Here is a 13,224-nt window from a genome sequence, read left to right as displayed (position 1 = left end):
GTGTCGCTCGGGCGTCGGCGACGAGCAGACCACTGAAGGTCACGGACTTCCTGCCGGGCGCTCGCCCGCGTGGGCGACCAGTCTGGGGCAGCGGGTCTGGAACGGCCGGCCTGGAACGTAAGCGATGAGTTTCGGGGCCGGGGGCGGTCCATGCGTCCATGGACGCAACCAACCTTGCCGATCTCTACGACCTCCCGCTGCTGGACTGGGCATCGGTCCAGGCCCGCCTCGACGCCGGGATCACCCAGGCTCCCGGCTCCGGCGGACCCAACCGGCATACCTGCTGGCTGACCACGATCAATCCGGACGGCGCTCCGCACGTCACGGGCATCGGTGCCCTGTTCGTCGACGGCTGCTTCTGGTTCGAGACGGGGGAGCGCACCCGTAAGGCCAGGAACCTCGCGCGCGATCCGCGCTGCGCGCTGGGCGTGGCCACCGCCGAGTTCGATGTCGTGCTCGAGGGGCGGGCGAGCCGGGTCACCGATCCGGTGACCGTGGCGGCGATGGCCGAACGCTGGGCCGCCGAGGGCTGGCCGGCCCGGGTGGACGAGTCGGGACAGGCCCTCACGGCCGAGTTCAGCGCTCCCTCGGCCGGCCCGCCGCCCTGGTTCGTGTACCGGGTCGGACCGGCGGCCGCCACCGCGCTGCGGACCGTCGAGCCGGGTGGTGCCACCCGCTGGCGGTTCTGACCCCCGCCGCACCGGTGCCCCGTGGCAGCAGGATCAGCGCCGGTCGGGAGAACGCCGCCGGTAACTCGTTGGCGCGTGAACGGGAACACGCCGCCCGCGGGCGAGGTTGCAGCGGCCGCGGGCCGAGGCACGGTGTTCGAGCTGCCGGAGGGAGCCAACAATGCGGATCGGGATTATCGGGGCAGGTCAGATCGGTGGGACGCTGACGCGGCGGCTGGCCGCGCTGGGCCATCAGGTGCGGGTGGCCAACTCCCGGGATCCGGAGACCCTGGCCGACCTCGCTCAGGAGACCGGGGCGACGGCTGTCTGGGCGTCGGAAGCCGCCGACGGCGCGGATCTCGTCATCATCAGCATCCCGCAGAAGCGCGTCCCGGATCTTGCGGCGGGGATTCTCAAGGGCGCGAAGCCCGGAGCCCCGGTGATCGAGACGAACAACTACTACCCGCAGCAACGGGACGGACTCATCGCCGGGATCGAGGCGGGCACCCCGGAGAGCGTGTGGGTCGCCGAGCAGATCGGCTCACCGGTGATAAAGGTGTTCAACGGGATCTGGTGGAAGCACCTGCTGGAGTCCGGCCGGCCGAAGGGCGCCGAGGGCCGCATCGCGCTGCCGGTCGCGGGCGCGGACGGACCGGGGAAGCAGACGGTCTTCGACCTGGTCGACCACCTGGGCTTCGACCCGGTCGACGGTGGCCCGTTGGAGGAATCATGGCGTCAGCAGCCCGGCACGCCGGTGTACGGCAAGGACCTCGGGGCCGCGGCCGCCATCGAGGCGCTGGCCGCCGCGTCCCCTGTTCGCCCGGAGGAGTTCCGCGCCTGACGACGCCCGACGACGCCTGGCGAGGATGCCGCCTTGATGCGGATCTTCGCCGGGCGAGGTGGCGGAACCGGGGGCCTGGGTGGGCCCCCGGCATCGGCCGGCGGCGCCCGCATGCCGGATACCGCAGTCCGGATGTGTAGGAAGCCGAATCCGGCCGGCGGGATTCGCGGGCCCTACAGGGTCCGCTTGTTGTACCCCTCGACCCGCGCGGCCAGCTGCGCCGCGCGCTGCTCGGGCGTGACGCGGGGGAGATCCGGCAACGCGTCCACCTCGGAGAGCGAGACGACCTTGAACTCGCGCACGAGGGTGCTCGTGTCGATCGTTGCGCCGGCCGGCGCCGCCTGCCACCGGATCAGCCCGAGTCCTTCGTCGAGACCGGTCGTGTCGAGCCAGTTGGCGACGCCGGGGTCCTCGTGTGACAGCACGAAGGTGAAGGTGCCGTCCGGATTCGGCGCGGTCTGGCCATGGTTGAGGGAAACCTGGGCCTTCTTGCCGTTCGCGCTGATCATCCAGGGGTCCATCATCTGGAAGCCGGTGTAGGCGGCACCGATCGGATCGGTGGTGACGATGATGGCCTGGTCCGCGGCGAGGTCCCAGCTGAGCGCCGCCATGAAGCCCGCCATGCTGCCGTTGCGGCCCTGAGCGGGCGTGATCTTGTTGCCCTTGAGGCCGCCGAACCAGAGTTCCGGGAACTTCGCCCAGAAGCGGACGTAGGGCGGAAGATCGCGGCTGGCTGCCTTCGCGATCTCCTCGGGATCGAAGGTGCCGGGCGGCACGTCGTCGAGCGGGCGCAGCTCCATGCGGGACGGGCGCTGATCCCAGTCGGCGAGCATGTCGCGGGAACCGAGGGTCAGCCTGCCCGGAGCCGACAGCAGGTGTACCGGGCTCTCCGGTTCCGGGCCGATGGTGATGCGGAACGACCCGTCGGCGGCGATCTGCAGATCGCGGTCGGTGATGCTGGCGAGCGGTGTCAGGTCCGACTTGTTGAGATCGATCGGCGGGGGACTGACCTTGTTCCCCCGGTGCAGCTCGATGTTGAGCTGCGCGGGCCGCCGCGCCAGGTCGAACTGGCCGACGACCTCGTAGCGCCGGTCTCCCTCGAGGAAGGTGGTGCGGTAGAGCGCGTCGGGATTGTCTCCCGAGGTTCCGACACCGGGAAGCGTGTGGCCGAGCCATTCACGCGGCGTGTCATCCGTTCCCCACACCGGCGCGGGGGTCGGCAGAAAGTTCCCGATCTCGGCCATGACGAGCGAATTCGTCCACTGCGAAATCGCCTCGTCAAGGGTGGCCGCGCCCGACTTCGTCTGCCCCCTGGGTGTCGCCGCCAGCTCGGCGTAAAGCTCCGCCCGCACGTTCTTCAGGGCAGGGTCGTCGAGCAGTTGGAGGAGGGTCTCCTCGGCGAGGATCTGCGCGGGCGTCGCGAGCACCGGTCGAGTGTCCGGGTCACCGGCGAATGTCATCGTGACGACTCCTGTCGGGTGCTTTCCATATATGTCACCTATCCCGATTGGGAATATTTAGTGATAGCATAATGTCACCAATGTGGGTGGACCGCAACGCCTGGCGGCTCCCGGGCCGATGGGGCGAGCCCCCCGGCGCCTGGCCGCGGCCGTGTGGGCGTGTCCGCTCTGGCGTAGGGGAGTCCGCGCCGGGGTGGCCGGCGGGGGCGTCCGCCCCGCTGTCGGATCGGCTCCCGATGTCGGTCGACTCCCGCTGTCGGCCGGCCCGGGGTCGGGGCTGTCGCGCCCCGTGGGCTGGAACGGGCGTCGCTGTGCGGAGTGTGACCGACGCCGCCCGGTCGTGCACTGACATTCGCTTCATATGCATGATACATATATTTGTATCGTGCAACGAATGTTGGGAGGAGGCATGGCCTCCATCGAGAACACCGGCCACCGCGGCTCGGCCACCGTCCACCGCGCGGACGGCGCACTGCCCGTCAACGCGATCATCGCCGTCCTGGGTGCCGTGGGCATCGTCGTCGCGATGATGCAGACCCTGATGGTGCCGCTGATCCCGGTGCTGCCGTCGCTGCTGCACACGCACGCGGCGGACGCATCGTGGGCCATCACGGCGACCCTGCTCGCCGCGTCGGTCGCGAACCCGGTGTTCGGGCGGCTCGGCGATCTCTTCGGCAAGCGGCGCATGCTGCTCGTCTCCGGGTTCGTGCTGGGCTGCGGCTCCCTGGTCTGTGCCCTGAGCGACACTCTGGTGCCGATGGTCGTCGGCCGGGCGATGCAGGGCCTCGGGCTGGCGATCATCCCGCTGGGTATCAGCATCATGCGTGACCTGCTGCCGGCGAAGCGGCTGATCCCCGCCATGGCGCTGATGAGCTCCTCGCTCGGGATCGGTGGCGCCCTGGGCCTGCCGCTCGCCGCCGCGGTCGCCCAGCAGACGAACTGGCACGTGCTGTTCTGGGGCTCGACCGTGGCGGTCGCCCTGCTGATGGTCCTGGTGTGGCGGGTCGTTCCCGAGTCGCCGGTGCGCGGCACGGGCCGGTTCGACCTGCCGGGGGCGATCCTGCTCTCCGGCGGGCTCGTCGCGCTGCTGCTCGCCGTGTCGAAGGGAAGCACCTGGGGCTGGACCAGCACCACCACCCTCGGCCTGGGCGGAACGGCGGCCGCGCTCCTCGTCGCCTGGACCTGGTGGGAGACCCGCGCCGAGGCGCCCCTCGTCGACCTGCGCACCACCATCCGGCGCCCGGTGCTGCTGACGAACCTCGCCTCGGTCATGCTCGGCTTCGCGATGTACACGATGTCGCTGATCGGCCCGCAGCTGTTGCAGCTGCCGAAGGCCACCGGGCACGGGCTCGGCCAGTCGCTGCTCGCCACCGGCCTGTGGATGGCCCCCGCCGGAATCGTCATGATGGCCGTCTCGCCCATCGCCGGCCGGCTGATCACGGTGCGCGGCCCGAAGGTGGCGCTCCTCGCCGGCTCGGCCGTGATCTCGGCCGGCTACTTCCTCGCCATCGGTCTCACCGGCAGCCCGCTGGGAGTCCTGCTCGTCAGCGTCGTCACCAGCACCGGTGTCGGCCTGGCCTACGCCGCCATGCCCACCCTGATCATGCAGGCCGTCCCGGCCTCGGAGGGCGCCTCGGCGAACGGTCTCAACACCCTCATGCGCTCCATCGGGACGTCCACCGCGAGCGCGGTGATCGGTGTGGTCCTGGCGAACATGACCGTCACCTTCGGCTCGACCCAGGTGCCGTCCCTCGCCGGTATGCACATCGGATTCCTGATCGGCGCCAGCGCCGCCCTCGTCGCCTGCCTGGTCGCCATCGCCATTCCCGGCCGCCTGGCCCCGACACCGGACGTCGCCTCGAAGCCCGACGTGGCCCTGAAGTCGGACGTCGTTCTCCCGACGCCCCGCCCGTCGTCGCCGCGGACGGCCGAGCCGGCGACGGCAGTCGTCTCCGCCCGCTGACCGGGGCCGGTGACCGCCGGCCCACGGAATAACGGGAATCCTGGCAGCGAGATCACGGTGAGTGAGTGGGGCGAGGCGCCGGCCGTGCCTCGCCCCGTCAGCTGGCGGCTGTGAGGGCCTTCAACTGTTCCAGCGACTCGCGCATGATCGTCGCCAGGCCCCGGTCGGTCGGCTCGCCGACCCAACGCTCGAATGCCACCCGGAAGACGGCGATCCCCGCCTCCGCGGCCAGGCTGGCGTCCGAGTCGGCGACGCCGCGCCGGCGCAGACCCGCGGCGAGGGCACCGGACAGTGACGCCATTTTGATCAGTTCGCGTTCACGCAGCTCCGCGTTGGCGGCGATGACGGACTGGCGCCGCCGGGAGAACTCGCGCCGCTGGCCGAGCATCGTCGCCGCCGCGTCGAGGGCGGCCGCGACGGCCTCCATCGGCGACGCGGAGGCGGGGGTGCTCTCGAGCGCGGCGATCAGGTGCTCCTCCAGGATGGCCGAGCCGGCGAAGAGCACCTCGCGCTTGTCGGCGAAGTAGCGGAAGAACGTCCGGGCCGTGAGCCCCGCCCGCTGGGCGATCTCGGCGACGGTCGTCTGCTCGAAGCCGCGCTCGACGTAGAGCTCCATCGCCGCCTCGCTGAGCCGGCCGCTCGCGTTCGGCTCCCATCGCCCCATGCGACGATTCTAGTGATGACACACGATGACATGACCTGCTAGGGTCATGTCATCAAGTGACATCACGTCCGCCCCCGCGGCGGACGGCCCTCTGGAGGTCCTCATGCGCATCTTCGTCACCGGCGCATCCGGGTGGATCGGCTCGGCTGTCATCCCCGAACTCCGCGACGCCGGCCACCAGGTCGTCGGCCTCGCCCGCTCAGACACCGCCGCGGCCACCGTGAGCGCGCTCGGCGCCGAGGTGCTGCGCGGCGGTCTCGACGACCCCGACAGCCTGCGTGCCGGCGCGGCCGGGTCCGACGGAGTCGTCCACCTCGCCTACGTCCACGACTTCTCCCGCATCGTGCAGGCGGCGCAGACCGACCTGCAGGCGATCGAAGCGCTCGGCGTGGCGCTCGAGGGAAGCGGGCGCCCGCTCCTCATCGCCTCGGGCACGCTCGGGCTCACGGTCGGACGGGTCGGAACGGAGCGGGACAGCGCCGACCCGGGCGTCCACCCGCGGATCGCCAGCGCGCACGCGGCGCTGGCGTACGCGGAGCGAGGCGTGCGGTCCTCGGTCGTGCGCTTCGCCCCGACGGTCCACGGCGCCGGCGATCACGGCTTCGTCGCCACCCTGGTCGCGATCGCCCGGGAGCGCGGTGTCTCCGGCTACATCGGCGACGGCGAGAACCGGTGGCCGGCGGTCCACCGCCTCGACGCCGCGCACCTCATCGGCCTCGCCGTGGACGGCGCCCCCGCCGGCTCGGTGCTGCATGCCGTCGCGGAGGAGGGCGTGCCCATCCGCGTCGTCGCCGAGGCGATCGGCCGCGGCCTCGGCGTCCCGGTGGTCTCCGTGCCCGCCGAGCGGGCCGGCGACCACTTCGGCTGGCTCGCCCCGTTCCTCGCGGCGGACTGCCCCGCCTCCAACCACCTGACCAGCGAGCTGCTGAGCTGGAAGCCGACCCGGCAGGGCCTCGTCGAGGACCTCGACCAGGGCCACTACTTCCAGACGTCCAGCTGATCCTTCCGGTCCGTCACGCGGTGAGCCGGACGGGGAGTTCCCGCAGCCCGCGGATGGTGCTCTGGTCGCGGTACACCGGCGGGCCGCCGATCAGCGCGAGCTCGCTGGTGCGTTCCAGGAGCAGGCGGAAGGTGATCTCCGTTTCCATCCGGGCCAGCGTCGCGCCGAGGCAGTAATGGATGCCCAGCCCGAACCCGAAGTGGCGGGCGACCGGCGCTGAGCCGGCTGCTGCGCCGGCCGCGGAGCCGGCATAGCGGGTGACGAGGAAGCGGTCCGGGTCGGCGAAGACCGCCGGGTCGCGGTGGGCCGAGCCGACGAGCACGAGCGCCCCCTCGCCGCGGCGGAACGTCCGTCCGTCGATCTCCGTGTCGCGCAGGGCCGTCCGTGGGAGGAACTGCACCGGGGCCTCGTGTCGCAGCATCTCGTCCACGGCGGTGGGGACGAGGCCGGGGCCCGCGCGCAGGAGCGCCAGCTGGTCGGGGTTCCGCAGGAGGGCGAGGATCCCGCTGGCGATGAGGTTGGCCGTCGTCTCCTGCCCGGCGACCAGCATCACGGCGCACAGGGCGAGGATCTCGCCCTCGGTCAGTGTGTCGTCCCCGAGGTGGATCTCGACGAGGTGGCTGAGCAGGTCCGTTCCCGGTCTCGTCCGGACCCGTGCGATCAGCTCCCGGAAATAGTCGTCCATCTCCCGTTGTGCCTGGCGGCGGGCGGCGATGTCGTCCGGCGTGAGCAGGAAGTCCGGGTCGATGCCGCGGATCAGCGCCTCCGCCCAGGCGCCGAATATCGGCTCGTCCGCGGCCGGAATGCCGAGCAGGCGGCATATCACGCGCAGTGGCGTCGGCTGGGCGAGCGCGGTGACGGCGTCGACCTCACCGGCGGCCAGCGCCGTGTCCAGGAGTGTGGTGACGAAGGCGGTGATGTCGGCCGTGAGCGCCGCGAGGGCGCTCGGCGTGAACGCCCGGCTGGCCAGCCGGCGCAGCCGGGTGTGGTGCGGCGGGTCGGCCCGCAGCAGCGAGTCCAGCCCGTCGTCGGTGTCGCCGTCGGGCCGGAAGGGACTGATGTTCTCCCGGTGGCCGTGCCCGAAGGCCGGGTTCTGGAACAGGGCGGCGGTGTCGGCGTGCCGGGTGACCAGGGTGATCCGGCGCCCGGCGAGCTCGAGCACGGGCAGCGGGTCGGTCTCGCGGATGGCTCGGTAGGTGGGGTAGGGGTCGATCCGGCGCGCGGCGTGCAGGGCCGCCAACAGCGGCGGACCCTCCAGCGTCGGCGGGGCTTCCGACGGCGGCGAGGCTTCCAGCGGCGGCGGGGCTTCCAGTGGTGGCGGGCGCAGCTCGCTGGCCGGGTCCGGGGCCGGGACGGTGGTCATGCGGCTCCTCGTCTACGCGTGCGAATCCCCACGGGGTTTTCGGGCCGGCGGAATTCGATGGTCATTGTGGCCGCGGCCGGCCGGCCGTTCGTCTCGCATAAGGGCCTCGAATCGACCGATCAGGTATCGGTCCCCCGGACACACGGAGCATCGGGCTGCCGGGCCGAGGGGCGTCCCAAATTCGTGCAAGACTCCATGCATGAAATGGGCTACGCTGCGCCTGACGAGACGCGAGCGCCGCGGGCCCGGCCCTGCCATCCATCGTGATCCGCGCGTTCGTGTCCTCGGCCCCTCTTCGTGACCGTCTGGAGCCGGCTGTGACGACTACCGAACTTCCCAAGTGCCCGATGGACCCGACTCGTGACGACCGCAAGTCGGCGGCGCTCGCCGCGCAGCGGGTGCGCGCCGATGCCGGGGCGCGCGTCGTCGGCAGCTTCGACTTCGGCCGGGCCATCCTGCGCAGCGCGACGATGCTGCAGGCCGGAGCCGGCTCCGAGCAGGTGAAGGTGGGCGGCGACGAGCACGGCCCGGTCTTCTTCCTCGACGGTGAGGAGCACCGGCGGCGGCGGACGGCGATCGCGCGCTTCTTCACCCCCAAGGCGATCAGCACCCGCCACCGCCTGGTCATGGAGCGGACGTCCGACGAGCTCCTCGCCCGGTTACGGGCGAAGGGCAGCGGGCAGCTCGACGAGCTGAGCTACCAGCTCGCCGTCGCCGTGGCGGCGGAGATCGTCGGCCTGACGGACAGCAACCAGGTCGCGATGGCGCGGCGCATCCAGGCGACCCTGCTCGGCACCCGGCTGCGGGGGATGCATCCCGTGATCCGCGTCGGGGCCCAGGCGTTGACCGCCGTCCACGCGATGCGGTTCTTCCTGCGGGACGTGCGCCCCGCGATCAGGTCGCGGCGGCGGGAGCGGCGGGACGACGTCATCTCGCACCTGATCGACGAGGGCTACCCCGACAAGGCGATCCTCATCGAGTGCATGACCTACGCGGTCGCCGGGATGGTGACCACCCGTGAGTTCATCGTGATGGTGGCCTGGCACCTGTTCGACAACGACGAGCTCCGCGCACGGTTCACGGCGGGCGACGAGGCCGACCAGACCGCGATCATCGAGGAGATCCTGCGCCTCGAGCCGGTCGCCGCCATGCTGCACCGGCGCGCGACCCAGGACTCCGACCTCGGGGTGGGCTCCGTCAAGGAGGGCGAGCTGCTCGCCGTGAGCATCCGGGCCGCGAACGTCGACCCGGAGACGGTCGGGGAGTGCCCGCACGCACTCGACCCGGACCGGGCCCGGCGGCTGAAGGCGGTCGGCTCCTACATGAGCTTCGGTGACGGCAGTCACCGCTGCCCCGGCGCGCAGGTGGCGATCAACGAGACCCGCGTGTTCCTGGACCGGCTGATGCGCCTGCCCGACCTCCGGCTCGCGCGAACCCCGGACATGACCTGGTGCGACGGGCTGATGAGCTACGAGCTGCGCGGCGCGACGGTGACCTGCTCCCGGGATCTCACCCCGGCGGCGCCCGGAGCCGGCCAGGATGCTGATCCGGACGGCGAACAGACCTGACCCGGTCGGACCCGGGGCGCCGGGCGAGAGCTGGAGGGCGCGTGTACGCGGCCGACATCGAGTACACGTACGAGGGCCTGCGGCTGGTCGGCGCGCTGGCTTTGGACGACACGGTGTCCTGCCCCCGCCCGGCGGTGCTGCTCTGCCACGGGGGCACGGGGCTCGGCGACCAGGTCAGGGACTGGACACGGCGGGTGGCCGGGCTCGGCTATGTGGCGTTCGCCCTCGACTGTTACGGCGGGGGCAGGGAGTTACCGCCCGCGGACCTCGGCCCCCGCTTCGCCGAGCTGAGCGCCGACCCCGTGCGGGCACGGGCGATCGGCCGGGCCGGGCTCGACGTCCTGCGTTCCCACGAGGCGGCGGACCCGGCCAGGGTGGCGGCCGTCGGCTTCTGCATGGGCGGCACCCTCGCCCTGGACCTCGCCCGGGACGGGGAGGACCTCAAGGCGATCGTCGCGTTTCACGCCGATCTCGCCACGCCTCGGCCGGAGGACGCCGGGAACATCACCGGCCGGGTGCTGGTGTGTGTCGGTACCGAGGACCCGTTCGTCCCGCTCGAGCAACGTCTCGCGTTCGAACGGGAGATGTGCGCCGCGGGGGTCGACTGGCGGATGATCCTGCACGGGGGAGTGGCCCACGGGTTCACGAACCCGGCCTTCGACGGCACCCGCCCCGGGATCCGGTACGACGGACGGGCCGCCGAGCGGTCGTGGCGCGCGATGGTCGACCTGTTCGAGGAGGAGCTCGGTACCCGGATTACCCCGTGCCAGCCAGGCGTTCAGCACGGTGAGGAGGCTCGGCGCGGCCGGGCGGAGGATGGCCGCGGAGAGTAAGAGAGTGTACGTTTACTTTCCAGTGGTTTGCGTCATGCCGGCTGCTACGGGCGTCACGATCGCTTCACGTCGCGCGCGCCGGACGGGTGGCGGGATCCTGCGCGCGGATGGCGGGCGCGACGGCATCGCGGGCGCCACGATCTTCAGTGCGGGATCCTCGGTGAGAACCCGGCGAGTAGTTGTACCGACTGTGAGGAGCTACTGTCATGCGTGACGCGGTGATCGTGGAGGCCCTTCGCACGCCGACCGGCAAGCGCAATGGTTCCCTGTCAGGTGTGCATCCGACGGATCTTTCGGCGCACGTGCTGGCGAGCCTCGCCGAGCGGGCCGGCGTCGATCCGGCTCTGGTGGACGACGTGGTGTGGGGCTGTGTCGGCCAGGTGGGCGAGCAGACCTTCGACATCGCCCGCAACGCCGCGCTCGGCGCCGGCTGGCCGGAGACCGTCACCGGCGTGACCGTCGACCGCCAGTGCGGCTCGGGCCAGCAGGCGGTGCACTTCGCCGCCGCCGGGCTGATCGCGGGGCAGTACGACGTGGTCGTCGCCGGCGGCGTCGAGTCGATGTCCCGGGTGCCGATGGGCTCCTCCCTGATGGACAAGGTCCCCTTCGGCGAGCGGTACCTGGCCCGCTACAACGGCGCCTTCCCGGACCAGGGCATCGGCGCCGAGATGATCGCGGAGCGCTGGGGCCTGTCGCGGACCCAGCTCGACGAGTTCGCGCTGCTCTCCCACGAGCGGGCGGCGGCGGCGCAGGACGACGGCCGCTTCGACGAGCAGATCATCCCGGTCACCCTGGCCGACGGCACCGTGGCCAGCAAGGACGAGGGCATCCGCCGCGGCGGCACGGTCGAGGGCCTCGCCCAGCTCAGGACGGCTTTCAAGCCGGACGGCGTGATCACCGCGGCGAACTCGTCCCAGATCTCCGACGGCTCGTCGGCGCTGCTGATGACGACCAGCGAGAAGGCCGCCGAGCTGGGCCTGCGCCCGATCGCCCGGGTGCACACCGCCGTCCTCGCCGGCACCGACCCGGTGATCATGCTGACCGCGCCGATCCCCGCCACCCGGAAGGTGCTGGCGAAGTCCGGCCTGAAGCTCGACGACATCGGTGCCTTCGAGGTCAACGAGGCGTTCGCCTCCGTGCCCCTCGCCTGGCTGGCCGACATCGGCGCCGACCCGAAGGCCCTGAACCCGAACGGCGGCGCGATCGCCCTCGGCCACCCGCTCGGCGGCTCCGGCACCCGGCTCATGACCACCCTGATCTACCACATGCGCGACAACGGGATCCGCTACGGCCTGCAGACCATGTGCGAGGGCGGCGGCCAGGCGAACGCCACCATCCTCGAGCTGCTCTGACCCTGAGCTGGTCGAACCCTGAGCTGCTCTGACCCACCAACCCGTCGCGGTCGGGCCGGCACCTGTCAGCCCGATCGCGACAGCTCGGGCACCCGGTGACCGCGCCGGTCGTCCCGTTGCGCCTCTCTCCTGGCGTGCCAGCATGGTCCGGTGAGCGAACCGTCCCCGCGGCCTGCCGGCGTCGAGCTTCTGGACGTTCATCGGCTCCGCCTGGTCGAAACCGCCCCGCCTCGGCTGTCACCTGAGGACCGGCTGGCCGTGAACCGCGGGTGGGACGAGGCGGTCCAGGCCAATCCCAGCCTTTTCGACGGGCCGGTGGTGGCGTGCGCCGGACTGGACTGGGACGGGCCACACCGCCTGGTCCTCGCCTGGGCGAGGACGACGTACCGGTTCCACGGCCTGCGCCGACTCCCCGGCGCCAGCTCGCGGCTGTCATCCCTCCTGTTCGTCGGCGTCGTGCAGCCGACCGACGACGAGCGCCTGCTGGTAGGGCGGATGGCGCAGTGGACGGCTTCTGCCGGTCGCTGGCAGCTGCCGGGTGGATCCGTCGAACCGCCCGATGACCACGAGCCCCTCGACGTGGCCGCGCTGCGCCGACATGCCGCTCGGGAACTGGTCGAGGAGACCGGCATCGACGTACCCCTCGAGGACCTGACGCTGTGGCTGGTCATCCGAGGGGAGGACGGCGACGTCGGCGCCCTGTTCCTTGCTCCGCGTAGACCCGCGTCCCTGCTGCGCGAGCAGTTCGACGCCCTCGTATCCGCGGAGACGGCACTGGGTGGCGATCCGGAGCTGGACCAGATGGCCTTTGTTCGTTCTCCGGCCGATCTGGTGGCTCTCGATGGCCCCCAGGCGGACTATCTGGCACCGATCGTCCGTAGGTACGCAGGGGCAGCGCCCCGACGCGACGCCCCGCCGGTCAGTCGCTCCTGGCCGTGAGGGGTCGGGGGCGCAGCGCGTCGGGGATGTCGGGTTCGGCGTCGAGGACGCGCTGGAGCAGGCTGAACAGCTGCTCGTGCTCGGCGGGGGAGAGAACGCCGAACGACACTGGCGGGACTGCCATGAGCTTCTGGGCCCGCGCCACCACGAGTCGGCCCTCGTCGGTGACCGTGACCGTCTTGGCCCGCCGGTCGGTCGGGTGGGGCTCGCGCCGGGCCAGGCCGCGGCGTTCCAGGGTGTCCACCACGCTCGTCAGGTAGGACGGGTCGAAGCGGAACGCGCTGACCAGGTCGCGCATGGGCCGCGCCCCGGAGGACAGCACCAGCAGCATCTTGAGGGCGGCCGGGGTGAGCTCGACCTCCTGGCAGATCTGGTGCAGCCGGTTGTGCCCCTCGCCGCCCATGACCAGGGCCTGCATGGCGCGCCAGGCCTCTCCCGCGGCCGATCCGATCACTCCTTGACGGTACCTGGTCGGCGGCGGTCGGTAAAGGTTTAGTTGTTGCCACTATATGTTTGACAGATCTCAACTATCGACGGATGCTGGGCCTCGACCAGGGCACCGGCGGAGCCGGT

Annotated in this window: 12 protein-coding genes; 8 read left to right on the top strand and 4 right to left on the bottom strand. The window is 71.6% G+C overall.

Going from position 1 to position 13,224, the window contains the following annotated elements:
* The first annotated feature begins 158 nt into the window (after positions 1–158).
* Positions 159–689: a pyridoxamine 5'-phosphate oxidase family protein gene (locus MXD62_RS37015; RefSeq protein WP_248833976.1), complete on the top strand. Its 531-nt coding sequence runs from the start codon at positions 159–161 to the stop codon at positions 687–689.
* A 106-nt stretch (positions 690–795) separates the two neighbouring features.
* Positions 796–1,509, top strand: coding sequence for an NAD(P)-binding domain-containing protein (locus MXD62_RS37010; protein ID WP_285224311.1), 714 nt, complete (start codon positions 796–798; stop codon positions 1,507–1,509).
* 173 nt (positions 1,510–1,682) lie between these two features.
* Here MXD62_RS37010 and MXD62_RS37005 read toward each other — a convergent pair whose 3' ends face one another.
* A complete protein-coding gene (locus MXD62_RS37005) occupies positions 1,683–2,969 on the bottom strand; it encodes a DUF1214 domain-containing protein (protein WP_248833974.1) in 1,287 nt (428 codons plus the stop codon).
* A 409-nt stretch (positions 2,970–3,378) separates the two neighbouring features.
* Here MXD62_RS37005 and MXD62_RS37000 point away from each other — a divergent pair, with 409 nt between their 5' ends.
* Positions 3,379–4,932 carry an MFS transporter gene (locus tag MXD62_RS37000; protein ID WP_248833973.1) on the top strand — a complete coding sequence of 518 codons (1,554 nt, stop codon included), beginning with the start codon at positions 3,379–3,381 and terminating at the stop codon, positions 4,930–4,932.
* A gap of 97 nt (positions 4,933–5,029) precedes the next feature.
* On the opposite strand, the gene MXD62_RS36995 is transcribed toward MXD62_RS37000, so the two are convergent.
* Positions 5,030–5,596 carry a TetR family transcriptional regulator gene (locus MXD62_RS36995; RefSeq protein ID WP_071062980.1) on the bottom strand — a complete coding sequence of 189 codons (567 nt, stop codon included), beginning with the start codon at positions 5,594–5,596 and terminating at the stop codon, positions 5,030–5,032.
* 103 nt (positions 5,597–5,699) lie between these two features.
* Here MXD62_RS36995 and MXD62_RS36990 point away from each other — a divergent pair, with 103 nt between their 5' ends.
* Positions 5,700–6,596 carry an SDR family oxidoreductase gene (locus tag MXD62_RS36990; protein ID WP_248833972.1) on the top strand — a complete coding sequence of 299 codons (897 nt, stop codon included), beginning with the start codon at positions 5,700–5,702 and terminating at the stop codon, positions 6,594–6,596.
* Between the two features lie 13 nt (positions 6,597–6,609).
* On the opposite strand, the gene MXD62_RS36985 is transcribed toward MXD62_RS36990, so the two are convergent.
* Entirely contained in the window at positions 6,610–7,959 is a 1,350-nt protein-coding gene (locus MXD62_RS36985; RefSeq protein WP_248833971.1) for a cytochrome P450, read from the bottom strand.
* 317 nt (positions 7,960–8,276) lie between these two features.
* Between MXD62_RS36985 and MXD62_RS36980 the strand changes: the two genes are divergently transcribed.
* From MXD62_RS36980 to MXD62_RS36965, 4 genes are all read left to right on the top strand, one after another.
* A complete protein-coding gene (locus MXD62_RS36980) occupies positions 8,277–9,527 on the top strand; it encodes a cytochrome P450 (RefSeq protein ID WP_248833970.1) in 1,251 nt (416 codons plus the stop codon).
* A gap of 41 nt (positions 9,528–9,568) precedes the next feature.
* Complete coding sequence (locus MXD62_RS36975; protein WP_248833969.1) at positions 9,569–10,360, top strand: dienelactone hydrolase family protein; 792 nt, start codon at positions 9,569–9,571, stop codon at positions 10,358–10,360.
* A gap of 206 nt (positions 10,361–10,566) precedes the next feature.
* Positions 10,567–11,712: a thiolase family protein gene (locus MXD62_RS36970; RefSeq protein ID WP_248833968.1), complete on the top strand. Its 1,146-nt coding sequence runs from the start codon at positions 10,567–10,569 to the stop codon at positions 11,710–11,712.
* 258 nt (positions 11,713–11,970) lie between these two features.
* A complete protein-coding gene (locus MXD62_RS36965; RefSeq protein WP_248833967.1) occupies positions 11,971–12,651 on the top strand; it encodes an NUDIX hydrolase in 681 nt (226 codons plus the stop codon).
* Here MXD62_RS36965 and MXD62_RS36960 read toward each other — a convergent pair.
* Positions 12,632–13,105: a MarR family transcriptional regulator gene (locus MXD62_RS36960; RefSeq protein ID WP_248833966.1), complete on the bottom strand. Its 474-nt coding sequence runs from the start codon at positions 13,103–13,105 to the stop codon at positions 12,632–12,634. The genes MXD62_RS36965 and MXD62_RS36960 overlap by 20 nt on opposite strands.
* Between the last annotated feature and the right edge of the window lie 119 nt (positions 13,106–13,224).

The organism is Frankia sp. Mgl5, assembly GCF_023242985.1.
Lineage (GTDB): Bacteria > Actinomycetota > Actinomycetes > Frankiales > Frankiaceae > Parafrankia > Parafrankia soli.
This window is presented reverse-complemented; position numbering and strand designations above follow the sequence as displayed.